The following is a 24,922-nucleotide window of genomic DNA, read 5'->3' on the forward strand; positions in this document are numbered from 1 at the left end:
AGCCAGGCTGCCCGGGCATTGAGCCCGGGTGTTTCTGTCGGTGAGTTCAGGCCACCGGAATTGGATTTTCCAGCAGCGACAGGTTGAACTGCTCGATCAACCCGTGCTCGTTCGCGCCCTGGTTGGCTCGCAGCGGCAAGACTCGGTCAACCAGCACTTCGGTAGTGGCGGTTTCCAGCTTGATCAGGGTTTCCTCGATAAACTCGCCCAGCGGCATGGCGCGCTCGTCGCCGCTCTTGTGAATCAGATCGGTATCGACCCAAGGTGGCGCGATTTCCAGGACCTTGACGCTGGTGTCGCGCAGCATGAAACGTTGCGACAGCGAGTAGGAATGGATCGCCGCTTTGGTCGCCGAATACAGCGCCGTGGTCGCCAGCGGCAGGTAGGCCAGCACCGAGCTGTTGTTGATGATGTAGGCCTCGGACTGGCGCTTGAGGTGTTCGACGAACGCCGCGCTGACGCGCACCGGGCCGAGCAGGTTGGTCTGCAACAGACCTACTGCCTGCTCATCGTCGTAGTCGCCGGAACCCGCGTTGTCGAAGGGCATGATTCCGGCGTTGTTGATGATTACGTTCAACGACGGATGGCGGCGGATGACTTCGGCGGCGACGTCCTTGATCTGCTGCGCATCGTTGATGTCCAGCTGCACGGTGTCGATGCCCGGATTCGCTTGGGCAATCTCTGCCAGCAGGGTCTGGCGACGACCAGCGATGATGACCTTGTTGCCGCGCTGATGCAGGGCCTCGGCCAGTGCGCGGCCGATGCCGGAAGTGCCGCCGGTGATGAAGATAGTGTTGGCTTCAAGTTTCATGAGCTGCGTCCCGCAAGTGGATTGATTGGTATGTGGGCCATGATGGAGAAAACCTGCTCCGACCTGAATGACGTATGTGGTAGTGTTTCAGGACATTCAACAACCGGAGCGCGACCATGCATCGAGTCGGCTATCTGCTCACGGAAGGTTTCCAGGTCATGGCGCTGGCGACCCAGTCGGTGTTCGAGTTCGCCAACATCGTCACGGGCAAAGCCGTGTACAAGGTGCAGAATTTTTCCCAGGCCGGCGGCATCGTCAGCTCCTCGCTGGGCTTGCACGTCGATACGTTGCCACTGACGCAGGCGGGGCTGGCCGACAGTTGGCTGGTGGCTGGCACGCTGACTCCGCTGACGCCGCCCGATGCTGACGTGCTGCAAAGCGTGCGCGGGCTCGCCGACGGCGCACGCCGCGTGGCCGGCATCTGCACCGGCTCGTTCGTATTGGCGCAGGCTGGTGTGCTGGATAACCGCCGCGTGACCACGCACTGGGCGTTCGCCCCGGCGCTGCGCAGGATGCATCCGTCGGTGAATGTCGAGGACGACCGCATCTTCATCATCGACGGTCCGGTGTGGACATCGGCGGGCATGACCGCTGGTGTCGACATGGCGCTGGGTATGGTCGAGAAGGATCTGGGCAGCGAAATCGCCCGCTCGGTCGCCCATCGACTGGTGATGCATCAGCGTAGGTCCGGAGGCCAGTCGCAGCATTCTGAACTGCTCTCGCTGTCGCCCAAATCCGACCGCATTCAGAGTGCGCTGGATTACGCGCGCAAGCACCTCAATCGCCCGCTGAGCGTCGAAGAACTGGCCGAAGTGGTGCACCTGAGTCCGCGGCAATTCACCCGCGTGTTCACCGCCGAAACCGGCCAGTCTCCAGCCAAGGCGATAGAGAGCCTGCGCCTGGAAGCGGCGCGTTTGCTGATCGAGCAGAGCAGTCACAGTCTGGATGTAGTCGCCAGGGAAACCGGGTTTCGTGACCGCCGGCACATGCGCGAGGTGTTCATGCGCGGCTTTGGCGTGCCGCCGCAGGCGGTACGGCGGGATTCGCGGCGGATGGTATGACGTGACCAGGGTCTACGAAAAAATGTTGATCCCCATTCTGCCGATCAGGAATACGAGCAGAATCAGGAAGAAAACTCTGATGAAACTGCTTCCATAACGTAATGCCAGAAAGACACCGGTCAGTGCACCGGCCATATTGCATAAAGCAACTATGCCGCCAATCGCCCACAAGACATTACCGGAGGGGATAAAAAATATGAGCGCAGCGCTGAACGTCCCCAGATTGACCAGTTTTGCAGAGGCTGATGCATTGAGGAAATCAAAGCCAAAGACCTTGACGAAGATAAACAGCAGCAGGCTGCCACTGCCCGGTCCGAAGACACCATCGTAGAAACCGATCAGGCTGCCGAAGAAAACTCCAAGGCAAATGTCTTTCGTTCCGAAGTGGCGGTCTTTGCCTGCCAAACCAAGTTTTTTTTCCATAAACGTGTAGATAGCCATGACTATCAATATGAAAAAGACGACGATCTCCATCAATCTTTTAGGGACAAGGGATACTGAGAGAGCTCCGAGAAAAGAAAATAAAAAAGCGGCGAGCATGGTCGGAAGCATTAGCTTCCAGCGGATTTTTATGCGCTTCAGGTAACCCGATATTGATGAAATATTGCCTGCCAGAACGGCCAGTTTGTTGGTGCCGAAAATGGTGGCAAGGCTGTACTGGGGTAGAGCATGTAGAAGTGCCGGCACCTGTACCAGGCCTCCGCCACCGACCGCAGCGTCTATCAGGCCACCACAAAACGCGAAGAAACCCAATGCAAGAACAGCGTGTTCAACATCCATGCGATAGATCCCTGCGGAACGTCATTTAGCCGGAAGGTTCATGAGTCGCTCGTGGTTTGGTTTAAATATCGTCAAAACATGCCGATCATTCTCCAAGCTCACATTATGAGAGTTCATCGGCATGCTTCGTTAATCCATAGAGATCAACAGGTCATAATCCGATGCATGGCGGAGAATGCATTGCCGACTCTTTCATTGTAATTGAGCATGATGCCCTTCAGGCGCGCAGGCTTGAACTCCAGACCTACCGTGCGACCGTAAGCTTGCGCGGCCGCCAAGGCATGCAATCCGTGTTTGTTCTCAACTTCTCCTGAGTGGCCCATTACGTAGCCTTTGGCGTTACGCAGGTTTTGCGTGTTTGTCCTCAAGAACGGATTCGCCGCGAGGAGCTTTGCTTCAATATATTGAGCGATGAAATTGTATTCACGACCGTTCCAGAGTTCAGATGAGATTGAAACCATCATCGCATCCATAATTGAAGATTTGTGTTCCTGCGAGTTTAGTGCCGTTTTATGCTTGGCGACCCCGGTGATGTATAGGAAGTCCGCGAAGTCATTGCACTCAGCAATTTTGAATTGTTCTTCAACCCAGGCTGATGCACCAAAAGCTGCAGTCATGTAGTTGTACATTCCGTCATGGCCCTGATGTCCAAGACCGAAATCATCTTTCGCCACTTCATGCATATGCGCCATGACATTGTGGTAACCCTCACGTCTGTCGGCAGATACCGATATCGCATCCGCCGACAGGCGCATGATGATTTTTGCCGAGACAAGGCTGGTGGTTTTATGGGTTTCATTCCACCCATTGAAAAAGCTCAATACCGACGAGTCCATTACTGGCTTTTCGAGGAACGCCCTGAATGCGCTTTCAGCCGCCAGTTGCGCGTCTTGCGTGATGGAATGATTGAGTACCTCAAGCATGGCGTCCTGTATCTCAGCAACGTTGCCGACGCAGGCCAGCAACGGTTGACGCCGTTGGTTCTCTTCTAAGGTACGTCCGGGAATTTTCAAGTTGCGTATGTGCTTGGGCAGGGCCTGGATAAATGTCTCGCCAAATTCTTGCATGGATTTATGTTCAAGCGGTTCCAAACGACTCTGTGGCGATGCTGAGCTCATGATGTGTCCTTCTCCCTAAAGACCTATGAAATGTTTGGTTTTAACGCACTTTCTTGCCTTGCAGCGGCGAAATTAGCCCGATTTGTTGGCCTGCGACAAGTGACTTATACTGACCCAATCATTCATTTTTAATGAGCGTTTACATGGAGTTTTCGCAACTGGTCATGTTCAAGGCAGTAGCCGATCTGGGCAGTATCGTCCGTGCCTCGGAGCGATTGCACTGCGTGCCGTCCAACATCACCAACCGCATCAAGCTTCTGGAACGTGAGCTTGGAGTTGACCTGTTTATAAGGAAAGGCAGAGGATTGATCATCAGCCCTTCAGGTCGGCTTTTTCTCGGCTATACCAACAAAATCCTGTCTTTGTGCGAAGAATCGCAACGAGCGCTTGATCCGTCGTCAGCTCCTTCGGGAGAACTCAGGATTGGTGCCATAGAATCATCCGCTACCGGCCGGTTACCCAAAGTGCTATCCAGGTTTCATCAACTTTATCCGGCTGTACAAATGCAATTCAGCACTGGCGATTGGTCACAATTATCCGCAGAAGTGGTCAACTACACGTTGGACGGGGCAATGATTGCCGTCAGGCCAGAACATCCGGACATCGAGAGTCTGGAGATCTATGAAGAGGATCTAGTAGTGATTGCCTCGCCGTCCGCGGGGGTGATAAACCAGCCAGAGGACCTGCGCGGTGTGGATTTATTCATGTGGCCTGAAGGATGTCCCTACAGAAAGGCTTTGTTAACCTGGCTGGAGCGGTACAAAGTTTTCAACCCGATAACAAGCATAGCCAGTTATGGCACCATCCTTGGCTGCGTAAGTTCAGGCGCCGGGATATCGTTGGTGCCGAGAGGCATGTTTGAACAGTTCCGCCAGCTCGGCGGTATTCAAGGATTCTTCTTCAATGACTTAAAGCCTGTGCAGAATTATTTTATCTGGAACAGGCACGTTGAATCTCATCGCGCAAAAGACAAGTTTGCCGATTTGCTCAAGGAAGAGTTCAAGGTTTGAGAAGTGGGCGGCAGTTGGCCCTATCCTGAAAAGTTCGCCTGCACTCGTCATTCAGCACAAGGAACCGAGCGCTTACAGAGACCACTGATAGGCTCTCGCAACCATGGTCATTGGATTGAAATAAATGAATCAGGAAGCGCAACTGCGGGATCTGATTGCTGAAGATCCCGTCCGCATGCACATCTTGCGAATAGTCAGGGATCTCAACTTGCCGGACTGCTGGGTTGCCGCAGGTTTTGTGCGCAGCCTGGTTTGGGATCATCTGCATCAGCGCCAACCTTCGCCGTTGCCCGAGGACATTGATGTCGTATGGTTTGACACAGCATGTGCCAGTGCGCAAACAGACCTGGCCGTGGAGGTCGAGCTTGCAGCACTGTGCAGTGACTTGAAGTGGTCGGTGAAAAACCAGGCACGCATGCACCAGCGGAACGCCGATGCGCCTTATGGGGCGGCTGCGGATTCAATGACGTTCTGGCCGGAAACTGCTACGGCAGTAGGTGTCAGGCTTGATCGGCACGGTGCGATAGAGGTTTCGGCGCCGTTGGGGCTGGAGGATTTGTTTGCGCTGAAAGTGCGGCCAACCGCCCGATTTGAAAGTGATAAATACGTGGTGTTTCTGGAGCGCCTGCAGTCGAAGAGATGGCTCGAGATCTGGCCGAAGTTGACGCTCGTAACGCAGGGTTGATGCCGCCCCGATTGATCGTTTAAACCGATAAGGAAATCTTTATGCATCCTGACAAGGCCTGTCCTGTTGTGCTTTGTTTCGCACAGCGCCCGCGAATCCTGTTGTTTCGACATCCACAGGCTGGCGTGCAGTTAGTAAAAGGAACCATTGAGCGCGGAGAAACACCCGCCGAGGCCGCTTTGCGAGAACTGGCGGAAGAGTCCGGTATCCACAATGCGACAATCAGTGAAGATTTAGGCAGCTGGGAGTCTGGCCACCACGGGCAAGTCTGGTCGTTCCAACGTTGCGAGGTGCGTGAGCCACTGTCAGAGCGATGGTCTCACCAGACATTGGATGATCATGGGCATGTCTTCGAATTTTTTTGGGCCTCGCTCGATGAGTTACCGTATGGCGATTGCCATCCTGTCTTTCGTCGAGCGCTGGGGTTTTTGATGGAGACGTTTAGGTACCAAGAACAACTAGCGGCACACGACTGAGGAACAAAATGGAGACTGACCGGCTGCTTAAGAAGCGACAGTTGAATGTGCAGGAGCAGAATGCTGTGACTGCCCATCGCCTGATCCCCTTGTAGGAGTGAGCCTGCTCGCGATGACGCCAGCCCATTCACCGCCACATAAACAGAAAACCCTTAGCCCGTTTAAACAGTAACTCAAGCATTAAGCAAACGGCTACAACGCCTTGCGCCATTCCCTACGACTACGCCAGAATCCGCCGGCTTGTGCGTCTAGGTCGCGGGTTCTATCGTCTGTCGGTCGCTGAAAAACAGTGATCGGGTTTGGTAGCCCGCCATAACTAGTCGCATTGCGCACCGTTCGCAGGCCTGCTTCAGGTCTCTGCTCAATGGTGGCCATGCGCAGGACACCTTCGGGTGTGCCGGTTCCTAGTTACCGGTCTACCAACCCGCGTATGGCCGCCACCTTCGTTTGGTAGCGAATGTGAAGGCTCCTTTTCCTAACTAGGAGTTTCACCATGTTCAAAGTCACACCCAATCCCCCAACCAGCGACCCCGCATCACCCTACGAATCCGGTGCATCGAAAAAACTACACGAAGCCGCCGAACGCGCCCTCGATCACTACCTCGGCCCGGCAGACATCCTGGCCAGCACCAACACGCCGGAACAGATGTTCCTCGCCAACCCGAAATACGACACCGAATCCCTGCTGGCCAACGCCAGCGAATCCCTCGGCTCGGCCACCACCATGCTCTACGACTTCGCCGCGCTGCTCGACAACCCGCGCCGCAGAACCCTTCTAGGCATCGCCCAGGTCGTCATGCTCGGCGAAATCGCGGTCAATCAGGCTTTGGACAAAGTCGAAATAGCCAAATAACCCGCAATGCGACGAGCGCAAGACCTCGTCGCAACACCCGGGCGCACCACGGCTGGCACACGGCCACGGCTTGCACCACCCGGCCTCGACTGTCACCCTTCGGGCCGTTCTTCAAGGATCAGAACAAGGAATCAAGGATTGAGTGGTTACGTTCCAAACCCGCCGAAAAACTACCGCTACGAACAAGGTCGAACGTTTCTGCGAGCCGGGGGAGGGAGCGCCAGCGGCGCTGAACCAAATGACGACAAAGAATCCGCGCGCGGTTGGGTAGGTTGGGAGGTACGGGGAAACCGGTTATTGGCGCAGATCTGCCCAAGCGAATTTTCGTACGCTGGCAATCTATGTACGCCCTGCCATGACCAAAAGCACCAGACTCAGAACGCTGGCGGAATTCTTACGAACGGAGCTGGAGGTAACTGCGATTTATCTCTACAAGGGTGAAATAGGAAGCTATGCCCAGGTAGACCTCGAGAGCCTGCAATTCTGCTGATCCGGTATCGAGCCGGGGGCGATAAACAGGACTCGCCAACCAAGAGTCCCGCCACCAAACCCCCTCAAACCTCAGCCTTCACCCCAACCTTCACCGGCGCTTTGCGATACGTCAGCAAAACAATCCCGCTCACCACAATCACGCCACCGATGATCTGTCCTTTGCTGAGCATTTGATCCAGTACAATCCAGCCCATCAACAACGTCGCCAGTGGTTCGATATTCATCACCGGGGCGTTGCGTGGCATGTCCAGTCGGGGCACGGAGATGAACAACACAATGAAGCCGGTCCCATAAAGCACCACAAGCGTGGCAAGGGCCAGCCAGCCGGTTGAGGTGGCGGGGAGGTTGAGTCCGCCGGGGAGGGCGCCGGTCAGGCCGGCCAGGTTGACGCTGCTGAACACGATGAAGATGGTCAGCAGGCTGCGCACCGAGCCGCGCACTTGCGACAGTTTGTGGTCGGTGATCCACAGCGCGCAGGCGAAGACGCTGGCGGCGCAGAAGGCGAGTGCGACGCCCAGTAGCCATTCCGGGCCGACGCTGGCGCTGTCTGACAGACGTCCGGGGACGTCCAGTACGAACACCAATCCCACGAGAATCAAGCCCATCAACATCGCGGTGCGCGCGCTTGGTCGTGGGCCGCCCAGCGCCCAGGTCAGCAAGGCGAGCAGGATCGGAAACACGTTGGCCACCAGCAGCGCCAAAGCGACCGGGACCCGCGCGACAGCGGAGTACAGACACAGGCTCTGCGCAGTAATCAAAAGGCCCAACAACAGTTGCCAACGCCACGCGCCCGTCGGCAGGCGCAGGCTTTGCCGCTGCCACAGGACGAGAATGGCCAGCACCAGCAAGGTCCCGCCCGAGCGCATCAGAATCGCCAGCAACACGCCCGCGCCATCATCAAAAGCGACCCGTGCCGCGACGTGGTTGCCGGCGAACGCACAGCCCATGCACAACAGAATGATCACGGCGAGATAACGAGGGAAGGGCGGGGGGACGGTTGGCGCAAACTCAGGACGGGACATGGCAGATCTCAAAAATGATAGCCACTGAGGGTGGCTCAGGTTTTTATTATGTTGTCGTACAACTGCCCGATTTGTACCGTAATCGAGCAGGCGCGGCAAGCTTGAAAGGCTTGAAAAACCGCTTAGGCGTGATGCTGGTTGAGTTTCAGAGGTCGTATGACTTGCTTTTAAGCCCGAGCGTCGAGGAGAGCGGCCCAACCATCCTCCCGAGCCTGACCGACCAGGAAATCAACAAAAGCCCGGGTTTTGGCCGGCAACAGTTTCTGGCTGGAAAAGTACAAATAGATCTGTCCCGCATCGACATGCCAACCCGGCAACACCCTCTCCAGCGTGCCGTCCTGCAGATAAGGCAGCACATCCGGAACCGCCAACAGCGCAACCCCTAATCCCAAGCGCGCGCACTTACACAGCGCTTGCGGGTCGTTGACCAACAGGCGCGGCGCTAACTCCAGCGGTGCTCGTTGCCCGTCGGGCCCTTGCAGCATCCAGCTGCGCACCTTGCCGGTCTGTACCGAGCGCATGGCCAGGTGATCCAGCGTCGACAGTTCTTCAATATGCCGGATGCGCTGGTGTGCCGAGAGATATTCCCTCGATGCCACCAGGATCAGATGCGCCGGGGCAATGGCTCTGGCGACCACACCGTGCGCCAGCTCAATGCCGCCACCGATGGCCGCATCAAACCCGTCCGCGATGAGATCGACCTGGCGATTGTCGACGTGCCATTCAGGGGTCACGGCGGGGTATTGCTTGAGAAACTCGGGCATCAGCGGCAACAGAAAATCCCTGGCGAAACCGGGTGCTGCGCTCAGACGCAAAAGCCCTGAAGGCTCTCCGGCATTGCCGGCCACATCGGCAATCGCCGCTTGAACACTTTCCAGTCCCGAACCGACGTTGGCCAGAAAGCGTTCTCCCGCTTCGGTCAGCGTGAGTTTGCGCGTGCTGCGCTGAAACAAGCGTACGCCGAGGTTGGCCTCCAGTTGCGCGACATTGCGACTGACCGCCGCGGGAGTCAGGCCCAGGCGCCGCGCGGCGGCAGAGAAGCTTCCCGCCTCGGCGCTGCGCACGAATGAGAGCAAATTGCCTAAGGTTTCCATCTGCGCACCTTCAACGAATAATTGAAAGTGATTCTAGTGGGCTTCCACTACTGGTGGAAGATCAAAAGGCGTCTCATAGCCTCATCAACTCCAACCACCCAGAGGCTTGACCATGAACACTTCCACGCTTCCACTGACCGGCAAAATCGCCATCGTTACCGGTGGCTCACGCAGCATCGGCGCAGCAATCGCCAAGCGGCTCGCGGCAGATGGCGCCAACGTCGATATCACCTACAACGCATCGCCAGATCGCGCCGCAGCGGTCGTGCAGGAAATCGTCGCTGCGGGCGGCCAGGCTGTGGCGCTGGCGGCCGATGCGGGCAATCCCGAGGCTGTACGTGCAGCGATTGCCGAGGTTGCACAGCGTTTTGGCAAGATCGACATTCTGGTCAACAACGCTGGTATCAGCCTGCTTGGCGCCCCGGAGGACATCGCCTTTGAGGACTTTCAACGCATCCTTGCGGTGAACGTGACCGGCGTCTTCGTCGCCACTCAGCAAGCGCTCAAACACATGGGGCAGGGCGGTCGCATCATTCACATCGGCAGCTCGATGGTGCAATACGCTGCGTTCGCTACCGCCTCCGTCTACACCCTGAGCAAAGGTGCGCTGACCGGTTTCAGTCGTGGACTGGTGCGCGATCTTGGGCCGCGCGGCATCACTGTGAACACCGTCCATCCTGGCCCGACCGACAGCGACATGAACCCGGCCGACGGGCCCATTGCGGACTTCCTACGCCCGAACATCGCCATGGGGCGGTACGGCGAGGGCAAGGATGTTGCCAGCGCGGTGGCGTACCTGGCCAGTGCGGACGCCGGGTTTGTCACCGGCGCAGAATTAATCGTCGACGGCGGCTTCACAGCGTAAGGAGAGCATCATGACTATCAGCATCATTGGTACTGGTTCCATCGGCACCGCCATCGCTCGGTTGCTCGTCAACGCAGGCCTGCCGGTCAGTCTGGCCAACAGCCGTGGGCCGCAGAGCCTTGCCGGTTTGGTCGACGAATTGGGTCCACTCGCACAAGCGGTGACCGCTCAGCAAGCCAGTCAGGCGGACATTGTTTTTCTGGCGGTGAACTGGTCGAAGATCCCCGACGCGGTACGCGATCTCGGGCCTTGGGATGGACGTATCGTGATCGACGCCAACAACCCGATCGAGGCGCCACTGTTCAAACCGTTCGATCTGGGCGGCCAGCCGTCTTCGCAAGTGGTGGCGCAGATGCTGCCCGGTGCGCACGTGGTCAAGGCCTTCAACCATTTGCTCGCGGCTCTGCTGAGCGATCCCTCCGCCGAGGGCGGCAAGCGGGTGCTGTTTTATTCCGGTGAAGATGCCGCGAGCAAAACCAAAGTTGCAGAGCTGATTGATCAATTGGGTTTTTACGGCATCGACCTGGGCGGTGTGCAGCAGGGAATGCTTGCGCAGTTCCCGGGCGGACCGCTGCCAGCCTTGAACCTGGTCAAACATGGTTGACCGCTGAGCCCGGGCAACCGGGCTTCACATACCAATCGAGGATTCAAAAATGTCTGGCTCAGATTCGCGAAATATCAATGAGGTGGAAAACTACGACGCCTTGCTGCGGGCCAACCTGCAGCGCGTGTTCAACGAGCGCGATGCACAGAAGCGCATTGCGGCGGTGCATGAGCTTTTTGCAGGCACACCGACGATGTACGAACCGACTGGCATCGTCACCGGGCGGGCGGCGATTTCAGAGGTGGCCGGTGCGTTGCTGGATCAGTTCGGGGCGGACTTCGCTTTTGTTCCCGAGGGGCCGGCGGTTGGGCATCATGGCCTGGGTTACCTGCGCTGGCATGCGGGCCCGAGCGCTGGGTCAACTGTTGTCAGCGGTGTCGACGTGGCGGAAATCAGCGAAGGGAAAATCGTGCGGTTGTGGGTATTGCTGGACCCGGCTTGAAGTTCAAACGCAGCTGGCAGACGCTCTCGTATTGGAAGTCCCTCAGGCGTGTCACGCACAAGCGCATATACTCGCTGAGGCGCTTTCGCTGCGAACTCCCAAAGAGACCTGTCAGGGCAGACGATGATCGACAGAACGGACCCCCCAAATGAATCGGCCAGCGACGAGACGCTGGGTGCCACGCAGCCCGTAACTGCGCTGAATTTGCGTTGGCTGATTCTCTCCCTGGTACTGCTGTCTGTTCTGGCGACGTTGGGCAACAGCCTTGTCACGGCCTACCGCGTGCAGCGCGATGCCTTGGTTGATCATGCGCTGCAATCGAACAGCGCCTATGCAGCTAAGGTCGCTTCGAGTCTCGCTGAATTCATTCATTCAGCACAGAACCATGTGCGGTACAGCGCCAGTGAACTGGGCAAGGCCTGGGGTGACCCCAGCGTCATGCGCGCCGAAGCGCTGCGCCTGCAAAAACAGGATGCCGATTTCAACTCGATTGCCATCATCGATAGCACTGCCAAGGTGCTGGAGGCGTACCCGGATACTCTGCAAATCAACGGTTCAACGCTGCGTTCGGATGCCATTCTCAAAGCCATCGAGGCGAAGCGGCCCTTCATCAGCTCCGCATATACATCCGCCGCCGGCAATCTCGTCGTATTTATCTCCGAACCCGTTTACGACTCTGCTGAGCGTTACGTGGGCATCATCGGCGGCTCGGTTTATCTGCGCGAAGACAACGCGCTGCACACCCTGATCAGCCGCCATTTTCACCACGAAGGCACCTTTGCCTTTGTAGCGGATCAGGATCGCCAACTGCTTTTTCACCCTGAGGCGGCGCGCATTGGCGACACCCTGGGCTGGAGCAAAACCGTCGATGCGGCGTTGCGTGGCGAGAGCGGCTCGATGAGCGTGCGTAATTACAAAGGCGTACCCATGCTCGCCGGGTACGCTCAGGTGCCGGGCGCTGGCTGGGCGGTGGTCGCGCAGCAGCCGCGCGAGGTCAGCCTGGCGCCGCTGAACACCTTGATGCGCGATGTGCTGCTGGGAATGCTGCCTGCCGCCCTGATCGGCTTCGTACTGATCTGGTTCGGCACCTTGCTGATCTGTCGACCGCTTAATCAGCTGTCGCGTATTGCCCGGCAGTTGTCAGCGCCCCAGGCCAGCGAGCAACTTCGCCACGTCAAGGCCTGGTATCACGAGGCGTTTTCCATTCGCCAGGCGATGCTTGCCGGCGTGCAGTTGTTGCAAGCGAAGCTGGGCCACCTTAACCAGCAGGTGCTGACCGACCCCATGACCGGACTGGCCAATCGCAGAGCCATGGATCAGGAGTTGCGCCGCCTTGAGCGCACCGGGCAGACATATTCGGTGTTATCGCTGGACATCGACCATTTCAAAAGGGTTAACGACACCTTTGGCCACGACAAGGGCGATCTGGCTATCAAACAGGTCGCGCATACGCTGCAAACTTATTCCCGCGTCGGCGACCTGGCGTGCCGAGCCGGGGGAGAGGAGTTCTTGCTGATTTTGCCGCAAACCGGTGTCGAGTCAGCCAGTGCCATCGCTGAGCGGATACGTCAGGCCATTGCGACCAGTGATATTCCGACCGTGGGGCGCATTACCGCTTCGATCGGCGTGGCAACGTGTGAACACTTGCCGACTACTGCAGAAATTGTCCTCAAGAAAGCCGATAAATGCCTCTACCGCGCCAAACAGGGTGGACGCAATCGAGTGGAATCGTACTTGTCGATGGCCTCGAGCGATTCCGAATGAGGCTACAAATTGATGCATGTCACGGGGCTTTCAACTAATCGGCAGAGTTGTTGATTCTGCCTCGATTCCACGCTAAAAGCAGCGGTAGGTGCCGCGCAAACGGCGCGTCCAGCACTCGCGAAGACGCGTCACGGGCCAAATCATTCGGGCGGTGAAATGAAGCGTTCCAAGATCATGCGGCGGGGAATATTGCTGACGGCCCTTGCGGTGATCGTCCCGTTGGGCATGACCCTAGCGGCTGGCTGGATGCTGTCGATCTACGCGGCTCATGACCGCCTGCAAACGCTCGCCGCGATTGCCAACGATCGCGCCAGTCAGACATTTGCGCAGGCCTCCCAGGCACTGAAAAGCATTGCTGTCACTGACCTCGAACCCTGCTCGCCACAGGGCATCGAGCAGATGCGCATGATTGCCATCAATACGTTTTCGGTCGAGACGGTCGGCTACGAAGAAGATGTATTTGCCTGCACGTCATGGGGCGCCACGCCGCCGCGGTCGAAGCAATGGGCGGAGGATTTCGTCACCGACGACGGGGTGAAGGTGTCCATCGATGCGCAGGATGACAACGAGCTGATCAAACCGATGCTGGCGTTGCAGTTTGCTGCGTTCAACGTGCTGGTCGACCCGGAGCAGTTTCGCGAAGTCGTACTGGATGAAGGCGTCAGGCTGGCCGTCGGCACACGTCAGGGCCGCTTGCTCGGCCCGGCGGACCCGAACATGGCGAGTTTCCTTGCCTTGGTGCATGAGCGGCCTACGCATGGCCTCAAGGACGGCTTTCTCTACACACTGGTGGCCCAGGGCAACTTCACCGTAATTGCCGCAATCCCGCGACAGGAACTGCTGCGCAGCCTCTGGCAGCACGTGCTTTATCTGCTGCCGATCGGTCTTGTCATCAGCGTAGGCCTGGTCATTGCGAGCCTGCGCTGGTGGCGTCGCAAGCTGTCCCCGCTGGCGGCACTGGAGCGCGCGGTGCAGCGACAGGAGTTCGTGGTTCATTATCAGCCGATCATCGAAATTGAGACCCGGCGCTGCATCGGCGCCGAAGCCTTGATCCGCTGGCGCAAACCCAACGGCACGCTGGTCTACCCGGACGTGTTCATCCCGCTGGCCGAATCCAGTGGCTTGATCGAAGCGATCACTGACCAAGTGGTTCACCGCGTATTCGCAGACCTTGGCGCCATGCTCGCCAGTGATCGTTCACTGCACGTAGCGTTAAATCTGGCCGCAGCCGACGTCAGCTCCGGGCGACTGATCCCTGCTTTGTTGAATGAAAGCCGTCGCCTCGACGTGCAACCCGCGCAGATATGGCTTGAGGTGACAGAGCGAAGCCTCGTCGATCTAACGTCAGCGAAAGAAACGCTGGAGCGCGCGCGGAGCGCCGGGTTTGTTGTCGCGCTGGATGACTTCGGCACCGGCTATTCGAGTCTGCAATACCTGCAGCAATTACCGCTGGACGTGCTCAAGATCGACCGATCCTTCGTTGAGCAGATCAGCGAAGCAGAGGAGAAGACCTTACTGGTCACTCACGTCATTCAGATGGGCCACGCGCTACGGCTGACACTTGTTGCTGAGGGCGTCGAGACCCCGGCACAGCTAAACTTCCTGGGCGCCAACCAGGTGCGCTATGCACAGGGATGGCTGTTTGCGAAAGCCATGGAGTGCGCACAGTTCCAACAGCTCTATCTGGACGGTCGGCCTTGCATCGACGCGCGCATTCTTCGGGACCCGATTGTTTCCTGAAAGAAACGAGTCAAAAAACCACATTGACATATCGAAAAATCTCGATATCCTCGGCGCATGGAACTGATCGAAATCTTTAAAGCCCTCTCGAACCCGACGCGCCTCAAGATCCTTGAAGGCCTGAAGGATCCCGTCAAGAACTTCCCCCCGCAGGATGAGGGTGACGTTCTCGTCGAGGGTGTCTGCGTCAGCAGCATCCAGGAAGGTATCGGCTTGTCGCAGTCGACGGTGTCGAGTTACCTGGCCACGTTGCAGCGGGTGGGGCTGGTGGAAGTGCGACGCATCGGTCAATGGACCTACTACAAACGCAATGAGGCTGCTATCAGCGCGCTTGCAGAGATCATAGGGAAAGAGCTGTAAATTTTTTTACTCTAGAATATCGAGAATTCTCGATATCCCTCTTTATCGATACGAGGTTTTGCCATGAAAGCGATGATTTTGAAATCCTTCGGCGGTCCTGATTCGTTCGAACTCAGCGACGTTCCAAAACCGGTTCCGCAAGCGGGCCAAGTGCTGGTCCGAGTGCACGCTACTTCCATCAATCCGCTGGATTATCAGGTTCGGCGCGGTGACTATCCCGATCTTGTGCCGCTGCCAGCCATTACCGGTCACGACGTGTCGGGCGTGGTTGAAGCCGTCGGGCCGGGCGTGAGCGCTTTCGCACCGGGCGACGAAGTCTGGTACACCCCGCAGATATTCGACGGGCAGGGCAGTTATGCCGAGTACCACGTCGCAGCCGAAAGCATCATCGCCAGAAAGCCTGGCTCGCTGAGCCACCTTGAGGCGGCCAGTCTGAGTCTGGTCGGCGGTACGGTTTGGGAAGCGCTGACCGTGCGCGCCGTGCTCCGCGTTGGCGAAAGCATTCTGATCCACGGCGGCGCCGGCGGGGTCGGCCATGTGGCGATTCAGGTGGCCAAAGCCATGGGCGCCAGAGTGTTCACCACCGTGCGCGAGGCCAACGCCGATTTCGTCCGCAGCCTGGGTGCCGACGTGGTGATCGATTACACCCAAGAGGATTACGTCGAAGCGATCATGCGCGAAACCGCCGGGCATGGCGTTGATGTGGTGTTCGACACCATCGGCGGCGATACCCTGTCTCGCAGTGCCGACGCGCTCGCCCAGCTTGGCCGCGTCGTCTCGATCGTCGATATCGCGCAGCCACAAAACCTCGTCCAGGCCTGGGGCAAGAACGCCAGCTACCACTTCGTCTTCACCCGGCAGAATCGCGGCAAGCTCGATGAATTGAGCGCGTTGGTCGAGCGCGGCCAGTTGCGGCCCCACGTTGGCGCGGTCTATTCCCTCGCCGACATCCCGCTCGCCCACGCTCGACTGGAGAGCGCCAACAACGGTCTGCTGGGAAAAATCGCCATCGCCGTCGAGCCTTCACTCATCGTCTGAATCCGCCCACTGATTTTGGAGATACATCATGGTTTATGAAATCGCTGTGCTGCCCGTTCACCCGCATCAGACTGAAGCCTTCCGACGGGCATTTGCCGAAGTCGAACCGTTGCTCACCCGCGCCAAGGGATATGGCGGCCACTTGCTGGCGCAAGGTATCGAAACCCCCGAGCAATTCAATTTGATCGTGCGCTGGCAATCGCTTGAGGATCACTCGCCGGGGTTTGAAGAGAGTGACGACCATCAGCGCTTCATGCTGGGGCTGGAGGATTATTTTTCCGCAGAGCCGAGCGTGTATCACATTGAGGGTGGTGCTTTTCCGGGTGGCGACTTGAGCGTTGCGGGCAGCAGCTCAAGCACAGGGAGCTGAGTGTACTGATGGCTTTCGTCACAAGCGGCTGCTGCCGATTTTCCTCCCGCGTTGAACCACTGCAATGATGGTAGGCTGCACGAGGTCAGCCGTACCTTCTGTACTCCTGAATTGCCCTTTCCGAAATCTGCGCCGGCTCAGTTGCTGGCGTTGATGGATTTCCCCTGCGGACTACAGCCATGCGCCTGCCAGATTTCATTCTCGAAAACCTAGAGCCGATCCTGCAGGCCTGGGAGGATTTCGCCCGCACCATCGAGACGCCGGGGGTGGAGCTCGATAACGTCGCGCTGCGCGATCACGCCGAGCAGATGTTGCGCGCCATCGTCATCGATCTGCGGACCAAGCAGACCATGAGCGAACAAATCGCCAAAGCCCAAGGCCAGGCGCCGCGCGACGATGAAGAAACAGCTGCGGAAACCCACGCGGTGACGCGGCTGATGGCCGGTTTCACCATCGATCAGATGGTGTCGGAATACCGCGCGCTGCGCACCAGTGTGCTGAGCCAGTGGCTGCGTCAGGTCAAGGATGGCAAATCGGTGAATGTCGATGACATGACACGCTTTCACGAAGCCATCGACCAGGCGCTGGCCGAGTCGATTGCCAGCTACTCGCGCGCCGTCGAGGCGTCGCGCAATGTATTTTTGGGGATTCTCGGCCATGACTTGCGCACGCCGCTGGGGGCGATTCTGCTCGGTGCGGATATGTTGCGTCGTACCGAAGCCACTGACCCGCGCACCAGCAAAGTGGCCAGGCAGATCTACGCCAGCGTGCAGCGCGCCAGCCAGATCGTGGGCGACCTGTTGGATCTGACGCGCTGCCAGATGGGGCCGGGGATTCCGGTGAAAAAATCCCTGATCGATCTCAGCCCTGTGTGCGAGCGGGTGATCGAGGAAATCCGCGCCTTTCATCCGCAGGCCAACGTGCGGTTCGATGCGAAGGAGGCGGTGATGGGAGCGTTCGATGGCGCCAGGATGGAACAGGTCTTTTCCAACATCATCAGCAATGCGGTGACCCATGGCGACAATCAGTTTCCGGTTACGGTTGAACTGGAAGCTCGGGCGGATTGCGCGCTGTTCATGGTGCACAACGGCGGCGAGCCGATTCCGGAAGACGTGTTGCCGTTCATCTTCAATCCGATGGGGCGGTTCTCGCAGCGCTCCGTGGTTGATCACGGGCCTGTCGCTGGGCTGGGGCTGGGCCTGTTTATCGCCTCGGAAATCGTCGCCTCGCATGCCGGCTCGATCGAAGTCAGCTCTGACCTGAAGGGCGGAACCGTGTTTCGCGTAAAGCTTCCGATTGATGCCGAAAGCCCCGTCACCATATAGGCCAATCGCTGGAGGGCCGGCCCCGGCCCTCCAGCCTGATCACTCCTCCATCACCTCAACCAAACCGCGATCCTCACCGAGAAACCCGCCACTCTGGTGCTGCCACAGCCGCGCATAGGTGCCGTTCTTCTCCAGCAATTGCGCGTGGGTGCCTTGTTCGATGATGCGGCCTTCGTCCATGACGATCAGCCGGTCCATGGCCGCAATGGTCGACAAGCGGTGGGCGATGGCGATCACGGTTTTGCCCTGCATCATTTCATCGAGGCTTTCCTGGATCGCGACTTCAACCTCGGAATCCAGTGCGCTGGTGGCTTCGTCGAGCAACAGGATCGGTGCGTTCTTCAGCATCACCCGGGCGATGGCGATGCGTTGGCGCTGCCCGCCGGAGAGCTTGATACCGCGTTCGCCGACCAGCGTGTCGTAACCGCTGTGGCCCTGCTTGTCGCTCAACTGACTGATAAAACCATCGGCCTGGGCGTTCACTGCCGCGCGATGGATGTCTTCGTCGGTGGCGTCCGGGCGACCGTAGGCGATGTTGTCACGGATCGAACGGTGCAACAGCGACGTGTCTTGGGTAACCATGCCGATCACGCTGCGCAGGCTGTCCTGGGTGACCTCGGCGATGTTCTGCCCATCGATGCGGATCTCGCCGCGATCAACGTCGTAGAAGCGCAGCAGCAGGTTGATCAGCGTCGACTTGCCCGCACCGGAGCGGCCGACCAGGCCGATTTTTTCGCCGGGGCGAATGTGCAGGGTCAAGCCGTCGAGCACTTGGCGTTCGCCGTTGTAGTTGAAGCTGACATTGTCGAAAACCACTTCGCCGCCGGCCGGCTCCAGCACTTTGGCATCCGGCGCATCCTGGACTTTCGGGCCGCTAGTCAGGGTGGCCATCCCGTCCTGGACGGTACCGATGTTTTCGAACAGCGAGGTCATCTGCCACATGATCCAGTGCGACATGCCATTGATGCGCAGCGCCATGGCGGTGATCGCCGCGACGGCGCCGGTGCCGACTTCGCCCTGATGCCACAGCCACAACGCATAACCGCCGGCACCGAGAATCAGCGCGACCACCAGCGCCTGATTGACGATTTCGAACTGGCTCACCAGCCGCATCTGGCGGAATCCGGTGAGCTTGAAATCTTCCATCGCTGCACGGGCAAAGTGCGCTTCACGCTTGGAGTGCGAGAACAGTTTGACCGTGGTGATGTTGGTGTAGGCGTCGGCAATCCGCCCGGTCATCGACGAGCGCGCATCGGCCTGTTCCTGGCCGACCTTGCCCAGACGCGGCACGAAATACACCATCGCCAGCCCGAACAGAACAATCCACGCCAGAAACGGCAGCATCAGCTTCAGCGCAAAGCCACCGGCCAGCGCGATGATCGCAATGAAGTACACGCCGATGCCGGGGAGGATCTCGATCAGGGTGAACAGCACCTCGCGCACCGACAGCGCAGTCTGCATGACCTTGGTCGTCACCCGGCCGGAGAACTCGTCGGAGAAGAACGACAGACTTTGCCGCAGCATCAACCGGTGAAAGTCCCAGCGCAGGCGCAGCGGCAAGTTGATTGCGAGGATCTGGTGCTGGACCATCGTGCGCAGCGCCACCAGGCCGATGCTGACCACCAGCACGATGCCGATGCCCCACAACACGCGGCTTTCCTCATCACCGGCGGCGCCGCCGGATTGCCAGGTCGAGAGCAGATCCACCACTTGCCCGAGGAACGAAAACAACCATGCCTCGTAGATCGACACGCTGGCGCTGAGCAGGGCGAAGGCCAGGATGTAACCGCGTGCCCCCCGGGTGCAGGCCCACAGAAATCGCATCAGGCCGACTGGCGGTGGCGGCGCCTCATCGGGCGGGAAGGGGTCGAGCCTTTCTTCAAACAGGCGAAGCATTGCGGTCTCCGAAGTGATCAGGGTGTGGGGATTCTGCCATCTATCGGCGTTGTTGCGGGTTTCAGCGTCGTGTTGCAGATAAATGCTTGTGCCTTGTCTTGACCGCAGTCAGGCGCAGAAGCTCAACGCAATCGTGCCAAGCGCAACCTTTCGTCGCTGATCCAGACCTGATGTCGCACGCTCATCAACCTGTTTGAACTCTCGCGCAAGCTGCTCCGTCATCTTCTATGTGGGGGCTCGAGGCAATGTTGCCGTGTAGTCCCGTTTTTCCGTTTTCAAGTCAGAACGCGAGGGGCCACATGAATACTCAAGACAGCAGGGCAGGCTTTGAATCAGGTGATCCGAACAGCAAGCCTGGACAGGGTTTTGAACATTTGAAGGACGACGTCAACGAAGCAATTGGCGGCGCGCGGCAACAGGCCGACGCGCAATTCGGACAGTACCGCGACACCGCGGCGGAACAGATAGAAGCACTGGCCCAAGGCGCAAAGAGCTTCGTCTCGGAGTTGCAGGACAAGGACACGCTGGGCATGTCCGACTACCTGACGGACATGGCGGATTCCATGACCGGGCTGGCGGGCAACCTGCGCGGCAAGAGTGCCGAGCAGTTGCTGCACGATGCGGCGGATCTGGCGCGCAGCAATCCGGGGCTGTTCATCGCCGGCAGCATTGCTATCGGTTTCGGACTGTCGCGGTTTCTCAAAGCCGGCACGGCCGCAGCAGCGACGGTCAGCGCCGAACATGATCCGGCGGCGGGCACGACATCGACGCCACCGCCAGCCGATTACGGTGCGCAGCGACCCTATGAAACCTCAGTGCCGCCATCGACCCACGCCAACCCGGGACTGGCCACCGGCATCACCCCGACCTCGCCCAGTGACAGCGATCACCCTTCTGATTTTGCCGCGGCTTCCGTACCGCACGCACCCGACGCCAAAGGAGAACTGTGATGAACAGAGATGAATCTGATCTGAGCGGGGCAAGGCCCCTCGGCCAAACGGATGACGCTTCGGTGGTCGGCCTGTTGCGACAACTGTCGCGCGAGGTGCCAGCGTTGTTCACAAAGGAACTGGCATTGGCAAAAGCCGAACTGCAGAACAGCCTCAGCACGCTGAAGGCTGGCATCGGCGCGGTTGCCGGTGGTGCTATCGTGTTTCTCGCCGGCTTCATCATTCTGCTGATGTCAGCGGTGTACGGCCTGAGCATGTTCATGGCGCCGTGGCTGGCCGCGCTGATAGTTGGCGTGGTGGTGATGATCATTGGCTTCGCCATGCTGCAATCCGGGAAGAAACAATTCGAGCCATCTCACTTCAAACCTGATCGCACTCTCGACGCCTTGAACAAGGATCAGGAAGCGCTGCGGAGGAAAGTCTCATGAAAAGCGAACTGGATATCGAAGCGGAAAAAAGCCCGGAGCAGATCGAGCGCGAAATCGATGCGCAACGTGCGAGCATCGGCAACATCGTCGATCAATTGGAAAGCAAGTTCACTCCCGGGCAGATGATCGATCAGGCTTGGGGAATGATGCAGAGCAACGGCTCGACGTTCTTCACCAATCTCGGCACCAGCGTGCGCAATAACCCGGTGCCAGCGGTGCTGACTTCGGTGGGCCTGCTCTGGTTGATGATGAGCCAGAATCGCCCGCCCGTGCCGCAACCGGCCTATCGCAGCGGGCCGGATCAAGACAAGGCCGGCGAGTGGGCCGATGGTTTGGCCGATGGCATCGACAGTGCGCGCGCGCATTTGCATTCGACCACTGACTCGCTGAAGGACGGCTACCAGTCGCTGAAAGGCAAGGCCAGCCACCTCGGGGAAAACGTCGGTGCGGCGAAGGAAAATCTGACCCATGCGATGCATGACGCCAGTGATCGACTGTCGCGTAATTCGCAAGTGCTTGGCCAGCAATTCAGTCACATTCTCAAGGAGCAACCGCTAATGGTCGCTGCCGCTGGGGTTGCGCTCGGTGCATTGCTCGGCGCGGCGTTGCCGACTACTTCCACTGAACAGCGCTACATGGGCCGTACCAGCGCGGGCATGGTCGACAAGGCCAAGCAGAAAGCTCAGGAAGGGTATGAAGCCGTGCGTGATACGGTGACCCGGACCACTGAACAAACCGAGGTTGAAACCAAGCCGGATCCGGCGCGGCCGTCGTCTTCGGATTTGTCACAGGGGTTGGGAACTTCTTGACGGTGAAAAACAAGGGAGGCCTGCAATGGGCCTCCCTTTTTTATTGGGCAGCGGCTCAAGTCGATACCTCGTTCTGCGGGCCTTGCAGATATTTCACCAAAGTCTGTGCGCACGCTTCAATCGCGCCGTCGACCACCAGTTCGAAACCATGGGTATTCTCGGTCGGGATTGCGATGCATCCGGCCTGGGCGCTGATGCCTGAACTCATCACCGCGCTGGCGTCAGAAGCGAAATCCACCAGCAGGGCGAACTGTGGTTCGAAGCCGCAACGCTTGGCGGCGTCGGCCAGAGCCATGACCACCCCGCGCGAGTAATAGCCTTTCTGGTCGCCGGTATCGATGATCGGGTCGACGCTCAATCGCGTTGCGTACTCGCTCATCACCGGGCCTACTTCCACCGCGATTGTGGTGTCGCCGGGCAGGTGCGCAGCGGCGTACATTGCGCCGGCGTTGCTTTCTTCCTCGAGGGTGGTGAAGACAAAGTAGGTGTCGTGCGCCAATTCGGTCGGGCTGCGCTTGAGTTGCTCGGCGGCCTGGAGCATGGCGACGACAGGCGCGCGGTCATCGAGAAAATGCGCAGCGGTGGCGTCACCCACCCGGAACGGCGTGCGCCAGTGCTGGCTGAGCACGACGCGGGTGCCGGGACGCACGCCCATGTCTTGCAAGGTTTGCGGGTCGTGGCGGGTGATGATGTGCACGTCTTTCCACTCCACCGCGCCGTTCATCACATCCTGGCCCTGCGGCGAGCCTGTGGTGGCGTGCATCGAGCCGAATGAGAGCACGCCGGGCAGGGTTTGCGCGTCGCCGAGAATATCCACCGGACACACACCGAAATTCACCGGGTTCGCACCGCCGAGGGCAACCACCCGCAACGTACCGTCCGGCTCGACGCGTTTGACCAGCATGGCGATCTCATCCATGTGGCCCATAATGCGCACGGCGTGCTGGCCATCCGGATCTGGTTTGCGGCCCTTGAGCAGGCCGATGACATTGCCGGCCCGATCGGTCCAGACCTCGTCGCAATGGCGCCGCAGTTCTTCCAGGCAGATCGCCCGGACCTCATCTTCCTGACCGCCAGGCCCGCGCGCCATGAGCAAGCGGCTCAATAGTGTTTGGGTGGATTGCTGTGTGTTGCGCGGCAAAGGCGTTTGGTTATCCGACATGCGTACTGACCCTCCTTGCATCGGCGGACGTGTATCGACCGCTCAGGGTTTTAGGGGGCAGATTGGCGGGAAAATTCAGATTGCGTGGTGCCAGGCTATTCGCGATGCCGCTGGACCTGTGGGAGCGAGCCTGCTCGCGAAAGCGGTGTGTCATTCAACGTGGATGTATCTGGTCTGGCGCCTTCGCGAGCAGGCTCGCTCCCACAGGGATTTGGGTTGCGCTGAAGATTGTGGCCTTGCCCCGGACCATTGTGGGAGCGAGCTTGCTCGCGATAGCGCTGGGTCAGGCAATGATGATGTTGAATGTGCCGACGCCTTCGCGGGCAAGCCCGCTCCCACAGGGATTTGGGTTGGGCTGAAGATTGTGGCCTTGCCCCGGATCACTGTGGGAGCGAGCCTGCTCGCGATAGCGCTGGGTCAGGCGATGATGATGTTGAATGTGCCGACGCCTTCGCGGGCAAGCCCGCTCCCACAGGGATTTGGGTTGGGCTGAAGATTGTGGCCTTGCCCCGGATCATTGTGGGAGCGAGCTTGCTCGCGATAGCGCTGGGTCAGGCGATGATGATGTTGAATGTGCCGACGCCTTCGCGGGCAAGCCCGCTCCCACAGGGGATTTGGGGTGCAACGAAGATTGTAGATCTGCCCCGGATCACTGTGGGAGCGAGCCTGCTCGCGAAAGCGGTGTGTCATTCAACGTGGATGTATCTGATCTGGCGCCTTCGCGAGCAGGCTCGCTCCCACAGGGATCGGCGTTTTGCTCAGATGATTTGTGGTGTCAGCGGTTGTATTTCAGCGCTTCGACAAACGCTGCAAACGCTGCCGAGCTCTGGCGCCTGTTGGGGTAATAGAGGTGATAGCCCTGAAACGTCGGGCACCACTTGCTCAGCACTTCCACCAGTCGACCGTCCGCCAGATACGGCGCGACCAATTGCTCGGGCACGTACGCTACGCCGATGCCATCCACAGCGGCGTTGAGCACATGCATGATGCTGTTGAACACCAGTTGCCCGTCGACCTTGACGCTGAAATCCTGACCCTTGTGCGCAAACTCCCAGGCGTAAATCGCGCCGGCCGGTTGGTGGCGGATGTTGATGCAGGTGTGCTCCGTCAACTGATGCGGCGTGGCGGGTGCCGGGTGACGAGCGAAGTACTCGGGCGAGGCGACCACGGCCAGGCGCCAGTCCGGGCCGATGCGCACGGCGATCATGTCTTTGCTGATCGATTCACCGAGACGAATGCCGGCGTCGAAGCGTTCCTTGACCACATTGGTAAATCCGTAATCGACGTAGAACTCTAGGGTGATGTCCGGGTAGTCCTGCAAGAACTTTGCAAGCATCGGCCGAATGCACAACTCGATCTGATCGTCCGTGCAGGAAATGCGGATCGTGCCGCTGGGCTTGTCGCGCAATTCGCCAAGGGCCTCGAGCTCGGCGCTGATCTGCTCGAACAGCGGCGCAATCGAGTGCATCAAGCGTTCGCCAGCCTCGGTCGGCGAGACATTGCGCGTCGTACGAGCGAGCAAGCGAATACCCAGACGCTGCTCCAGCGCGCGAACCGTATGGCTCAACGCAGACGGAGTGACGCCGAGCCGGGCGGCAGCCTTGGTGAAGCTTTGCTCCTGCGCCACCGCCAGAAAGGCCTGCAGGTCGTTGATTTTGGCGTTGCTCATTGCTGAATTTTTCTCAAAAGCACATGAAGATTACCGCTACTAATCAAGTTAAGCGCGATCCGTCAAGCTTTGCAGCCTGAGTAGCGGGGCAAGAATGC

At 58.8% G+C, this 24,922-nt stretch carries 25 protein-coding genes; 17 read left to right on the top strand and 8 right to left on the bottom strand.

All coding sequences use genetic code 11. From position 1 onward, the window contains the following. Positions 1–46: 46 nt before the first annotated feature. Entirely contained in the window at positions 47–811 is a 765-nt protein-coding gene (locus PspCFBP13508_RS00330) for an SDR family NAD(P)-dependent oxidoreductase (protein WP_137213281.1), read from the bottom strand. 116 nt (positions 812–927) lie between these two features. On the opposite strand from PspCFBP13508_RS00330, the gene PspCFBP13508_RS00335 reads away from it, so the two are divergent. Then, positions 928–1,872 carry a GlxA family transcriptional regulator gene (locus PspCFBP13508_RS00335; protein ID WP_122699069.1) on the top strand — a complete coding sequence of 315 codons (945 nt, stop codon included), beginning with the start codon at positions 928–930 and terminating at the stop codon, positions 1,870–1,872. A 12-nt stretch (positions 1,873–1,884) separates the two neighbouring features. Here the strand turns inward: PspCFBP13508_RS00335 and PspCFBP13508_RS00340 are convergent, their stop codons facing one another. Beyond that, positions 1,885–2,652: a TSUP family transporter gene (locus PspCFBP13508_RS00340; RefSeq protein WP_130910833.1), complete on the bottom strand. Its 768-nt coding sequence runs from the start codon at positions 2,650–2,652 to the stop codon at positions 1,885–1,887. Positions 2,653–2,795: 143 nt separating this feature from the next. Beyond that, the gene (locus PspCFBP13508_RS00345; RefSeq protein WP_130910834.1) at positions 2,796–3,770 is read right to left on the bottom strand and encodes a hypothetical protein; all 975 of its coding nucleotides are present in this window, start codon (positions 3,768–3,770) and stop codon (positions 2,796–2,798) included. 143 nt (positions 3,771–3,913) lie between these two features. Here PspCFBP13508_RS00345 and PspCFBP13508_RS00350 point away from each other — a divergent pair, with 143 nt between their 5' ends. From PspCFBP13508_RS00350 to PspCFBP13508_RS00365, 4 genes are all read left to right on the top strand, one after another. Beyond that, positions 3,914–4,780, top strand: coding sequence for a LysR family transcriptional regulator (locus tag PspCFBP13508_RS00350; RefSeq protein WP_130910835.1), 867 nt, complete (start codon positions 3,914–3,916; stop codon positions 4,778–4,780). Between the two features lie 124 nt (positions 4,781–4,904). After that, positions 4,905–5,465: a nucleotidyltransferase family protein gene (locus tag PspCFBP13508_RS00355; RefSeq protein WP_137213283.1), complete on the top strand. Its 561-nt coding sequence runs from the start codon at positions 4,905–4,907 to the stop codon at positions 5,463–5,465. Positions 5,466–5,506: 41 nt separating this feature from the next. After that, positions 5,507–5,941, top strand: coding sequence for an NUDIX domain-containing protein (locus tag PspCFBP13508_RS00360; RefSeq protein ID WP_137213285.1), 435 nt, complete (start codon positions 5,507–5,509; stop codon positions 5,939–5,941). A gap of 493 nt (positions 5,942–6,434) precedes the next feature. Then, the gene (locus tag PspCFBP13508_RS00365; RefSeq protein WP_130910838.1) at positions 6,435–6,794 is read left to right on the top strand and encodes a hypothetical protein; all 360 of its coding nucleotides are present in this window, start codon (positions 6,435–6,437) and stop codon (positions 6,792–6,794) included. A 554-nt stretch (positions 6,795–7,348) separates the two neighbouring features. On the opposite strand, the gene PspCFBP13508_RS00370 is transcribed toward PspCFBP13508_RS00365, so the two are convergent. Both PspCFBP13508_RS00370 and PspCFBP13508_RS00375 read right to left on the bottom strand, forming a co-directional pair. After that, positions 7,349–8,308, bottom strand: a complete 960-nt coding sequence (locus PspCFBP13508_RS00370) for a DMT family transporter (protein ID WP_137213287.1) — start codon at positions 8,306–8,308, stop codon at positions 7,349–7,351. 167 nt (positions 8,309–8,475) lie between these two features. Beyond that, a complete protein-coding gene (locus PspCFBP13508_RS00375; RefSeq protein WP_137213288.1) occupies positions 8,476–9,402 on the bottom strand; it encodes a LysR family transcriptional regulator in 927 nt (308 codons plus the stop codon). A gap of 112 nt (positions 9,403–9,514) precedes the next feature. On the opposite strand from PspCFBP13508_RS00375, the gene PspCFBP13508_RS00380 reads away from it, so the two are divergent. From PspCFBP13508_RS00380 to PspCFBP13508_RS00420, 9 genes are all read left to right on the top strand, one after another. Further along, positions 9,515–10,267 (top strand): 3-oxoacyl-ACP reductase family protein, encoded by a 753-nt coding sequence (locus PspCFBP13508_RS00380; protein WP_137213290.1) that lies wholly within the window; start codon positions 9,515–9,517, stop codon positions 10,265–10,267. Positions 10,268–10,274: 7 nt separating this feature from the next. After that, a complete protein-coding gene (locus tag PspCFBP13508_RS00385) occupies positions 10,275–10,871 on the top strand; it encodes an NADPH-dependent F420 reductase (protein ID WP_206662985.1) in 597 nt (198 codons plus the stop codon). A gap of 49 nt (positions 10,872–10,920) precedes the next feature. Next, positions 10,921–11,313 carry a nuclear transport factor 2 family protein gene (locus PspCFBP13508_RS00390; protein ID WP_110599097.1) on the top strand — a complete coding sequence of 131 codons (393 nt, stop codon included), beginning with the start codon at positions 10,921–10,923 and terminating at the stop codon, positions 11,311–11,313. Between the two features lie 123 nt (positions 11,314–11,436). Then, a complete protein-coding gene (locus PspCFBP13508_RS00395) occupies positions 11,437–13,077 on the top strand; it encodes a sensor domain-containing diguanylate cyclase (protein WP_137213292.1) in 1,641 nt (546 codons plus the stop codon). A gap of 156 nt (positions 13,078–13,233) precedes the next feature. Next, entirely contained in the window at positions 13,234–14,817 is a 1,584-nt protein-coding gene (locus PspCFBP13508_RS00400; protein WP_137213294.1) for an EAL domain-containing protein, read from the top strand. A gap of 57 nt (positions 14,818–14,874) precedes the next feature. After that, positions 14,875–15,177: a metalloregulator ArsR/SmtB family transcription factor gene (locus PspCFBP13508_RS00405; RefSeq protein ID WP_024012559.1), complete on the top strand. Its 303-nt coding sequence runs from the start codon at positions 14,875–14,877 to the stop codon at positions 15,175–15,177. Positions 15,178–15,240: 63 nt separating this feature from the next. Continuing rightward, positions 15,241–16,215 (top strand): zinc-dependent alcohol dehydrogenase family protein, encoded by a 975-nt coding sequence (locus PspCFBP13508_RS00410; protein ID WP_130910848.1) that lies wholly within the window; start codon positions 15,241–15,243, stop codon positions 16,213–16,215. A 28-nt stretch (positions 16,216–16,243) separates the two neighbouring features. Beyond that, positions 16,244–16,585 (top strand): antibiotic biosynthesis monooxygenase, encoded by a 342-nt coding sequence (locus PspCFBP13508_RS00415; RefSeq protein WP_130910849.1) that lies wholly within the window; start codon positions 16,244–16,246, stop codon positions 16,583–16,585. A gap of 179 nt (positions 16,586–16,764) precedes the next feature. Then, complete coding sequence (locus PspCFBP13508_RS00420) at positions 16,765–17,910, top strand: sensor histidine kinase (protein WP_137213296.1); 1,146 nt, start codon at positions 16,765–16,767, stop codon at positions 17,908–17,910. Positions 17,911–17,949: 39 nt separating this feature from the next. Here PspCFBP13508_RS00420 and PspCFBP13508_RS00425 read toward each other — a convergent pair whose 3' ends face one another. Continuing rightward, a complete protein-coding gene (locus PspCFBP13508_RS00425; RefSeq protein ID WP_056784851.1) occupies positions 17,950–19,806 on the bottom strand; it encodes an ABC transporter ATP-binding protein in 1,857 nt (618 codons plus the stop codon). A 299-nt stretch (positions 19,807–20,105) separates the two neighbouring features. Here PspCFBP13508_RS00425 and PspCFBP13508_RS00430 point away from each other — a divergent pair, with 299 nt between their 5' ends. Genes PspCFBP13508_RS00430 through PspCFBP13508_RS00440 form a run of 3 tightly spaced genes read left to right on the top strand, consistent with a single transcriptional unit; the run spans position 20,106 to position 21,993 of the window. Beyond that, the gene (locus tag PspCFBP13508_RS00430; RefSeq protein ID WP_137213297.1) at positions 20,106–20,756 is read left to right on the top strand and encodes a hypothetical protein; all 651 of its coding nucleotides are present in this window, start codon (positions 20,106–20,108) and stop codon (positions 20,754–20,756) included. Next, complete coding sequence (locus PspCFBP13508_RS00435) at positions 20,756–21,184, top strand: phage holin family protein (protein WP_024012566.1); 429 nt, start codon at positions 20,756–20,758, stop codon at positions 21,182–21,184. Before PspCFBP13508_RS00430 ends, PspCFBP13508_RS00435 begins: the two co-directional genes overlap by 1 nt. Beyond that, positions 21,181–21,993: a DUF3618 domain-containing protein gene (locus PspCFBP13508_RS00440; RefSeq protein WP_130910852.1), complete on the top strand. Its 813-nt coding sequence runs from the start codon at positions 21,181–21,183 to the stop codon at positions 21,991–21,993. The genes PspCFBP13508_RS00435 and PspCFBP13508_RS00440 overlap by 4 nt, the downstream gene beginning before the upstream one ends. A gap of 55 nt (positions 21,994–22,048) precedes the next feature. On the opposite strand, the gene PspCFBP13508_RS00445 is transcribed toward PspCFBP13508_RS00440, so the two are convergent. Both PspCFBP13508_RS00445 and PspCFBP13508_RS00460 read right to left on the bottom strand, forming a co-directional pair. Beyond that, positions 22,049–23,155: a M20/M25/M40 family metallo-hydrolase gene (locus tag PspCFBP13508_RS00445; protein WP_137213298.1), complete on the bottom strand. Its 1,107-nt coding sequence runs from the start codon at positions 23,153–23,155 to the stop codon at positions 22,049–22,051. A 775-nt stretch (positions 23,156–23,930) separates the two neighbouring features. Next, complete coding sequence (locus PspCFBP13508_RS00460) at positions 23,931–24,824, bottom strand: LysR family transcriptional regulator (protein WP_137213300.1); 894 nt, start codon at positions 24,822–24,824, stop codon at positions 23,931–23,933. Between the last annotated feature and the right edge of the window lie 98 nt (positions 24,825–24,922).

This window comes from Pseudomonas sp. CFBP13508, assembly GCF_005233515.1.
Taxonomy (GTDB): Bacteria; Pseudomonadota; Gammaproteobacteria; order Pseudomonadales; family Pseudomonadaceae; genus Aquipseudomonas; species Aquipseudomonas mercuritolerans.

What these genes read in the sequence shown, in the direction of transcription:
- PspCFBP13508_RS00390 (WP_110599097.1), top strand. Translation starts at nt 10,921, where the DNA reads ATGTCTGGCTCAGATTCGCGAAATATCAATGAGGTGGAAAACTACGAC.
- PspCFBP13508_RS00400 (WP_137213294.1), top strand. Translation starts at nt 13,234, where the DNA reads ATGAAGCGTTCCAAGATCATGCGGCGGGGAATATTGCTGACGGCCCTT.
- PspCFBP13508_RS00355 (WP_137213283.1), top strand. Translation starts at nt 4,905, where the DNA reads ATGAATCAGGAAGCGCAACTGCGGGATCTGATTGCTGAAGATCCCGTC.
- PspCFBP13508_RS00365 (WP_130910838.1), top strand. Translation starts at nt 6,435, where the DNA reads ATGTTCAAAGTCACACCCAATCCCCCAACCAGCGACCCCGCATCACCC.
- PspCFBP13508_RS00345 (WP_130910834.1), bottom strand. Translation starts at nt 3,770, where the DNA reads ATGAGCTCAGCATCGCCACAGAGTCGTTTGGAACCGCTTGAACATAAA.
- PspCFBP13508_RS00395 (WP_137213292.1), top strand. Translation starts at nt 11,437, where the DNA reads ATGATCGACAGAACGGACCCCCCAAATGAATCGGCCAGCGACGAGACG.
- PspCFBP13508_RS00420 (WP_137213296.1), top strand. Translation starts at nt 16,765, where the DNA reads ATGCGCCTGCCAGATTTCATTCTCGAAAACCTAGAGCCGATCCTGCAG.
- PspCFBP13508_RS00330 (WP_137213281.1), bottom strand. Translation starts at nt 811, where the DNA reads ATGAAACTTGAAGCCAACACTATCTTCATCACCGGCGGCACTTCCGGC.
- PspCFBP13508_RS00410 (WP_130910848.1), top strand. Translation starts at nt 15,241, where the DNA reads ATGAAAGCGATGATTTTGAAATCCTTCGGCGGTCCTGATTCGTTCGAA.
- PspCFBP13508_RS00340 (WP_130910833.1), bottom strand. Translation starts at nt 2,652, where the DNA reads ATGGATGTTGAACACGCTGTTCTTGCATTGGGTTTCTTCGCGTTTTGT.
- PspCFBP13508_RS00435 (WP_024012566.1), top strand. Translation starts at nt 20,756, where the DNA reads ATGAACAGAGATGAATCTGATCTGAGCGGGGCAAGGCCCCTCGGCCAA.
- PspCFBP13508_RS00380 (WP_137213290.1), top strand. Translation starts at nt 9,515, where the DNA reads ATGAACACTTCCACGCTTCCACTGACCGGCAAAATCGCCATCGTTACC.
- PspCFBP13508_RS00350 (WP_130910835.1), top strand. Translation starts at nt 3,914, where the DNA reads ATGGAGTTTTCGCAACTGGTCATGTTCAAGGCAGTAGCCGATCTGGGC.
- PspCFBP13508_RS00460 (WP_137213300.1), bottom strand. Translation starts at nt 24,824, where the DNA reads ATGAGCAACGCCAAAATCAACGACCTGCAGGCCTTTCTGGCGGTGGCG.
- PspCFBP13508_RS00430 (WP_137213297.1), top strand. Translation starts at nt 20,106, where the DNA reads ATGAATACTCAAGACAGCAGGGCAGGCTTTGAATCAGGTGATCCGAAC.
- PspCFBP13508_RS00415 (WP_130910849.1), top strand. Translation starts at nt 16,244, where the DNA reads ATGGTTTATGAAATCGCTGTGCTGCCCGTTCACCCGCATCAGACTGAA.
- PspCFBP13508_RS00445 (WP_137213298.1), bottom strand. Translation starts at nt 23,155, where the DNA reads ATGTCGGATAACCAAACGCCTTTGCCGCGCAACACACAGCAATCCACC.
- PspCFBP13508_RS00440 (WP_130910852.1), top strand. Translation starts at nt 21,181, where the DNA reads ATGAAAAGCGAACTGGATATCGAAGCGGAAAAAAGCCCGGAGCAGATC.
- PspCFBP13508_RS00425 (WP_056784851.1), bottom strand. Translation starts at nt 19,806, where the DNA reads ATGCTTCGCCTGTTTGAAGAAAGGCTCGACCCCTTCCCGCCCGATGAG.
- PspCFBP13508_RS00360 (WP_137213285.1), top strand. Translation starts at nt 5,507, where the DNA reads ATGCATCCTGACAAGGCCTGTCCTGTTGTGCTTTGTTTCGCACAGCGC.
- PspCFBP13508_RS00370 (WP_137213287.1), bottom strand. Translation starts at nt 8,308, where the DNA reads ATGTCCCGTCCTGAGTTTGCGCCAACCGTCCCCCCGCCCTTCCCTCGT.
- PspCFBP13508_RS00335 (WP_122699069.1), top strand. Translation starts at nt 928, where the DNA reads ATGCATCGAGTCGGCTATCTGCTCACGGAAGGTTTCCAGGTCATGGCG.
- PspCFBP13508_RS00375 (WP_137213288.1), bottom strand. Translation starts at nt 9,402, where the DNA reads ATGGAAACCTTAGGCAATTTGCTCTCATTCGTGCGCAGCGCCGAGGCG.
- PspCFBP13508_RS00405 (WP_024012559.1), top strand. Translation starts at nt 14,875, where the DNA reads ATGGAACTGATCGAAATCTTTAAAGCCCTCTCGAACCCGACGCGCCTC.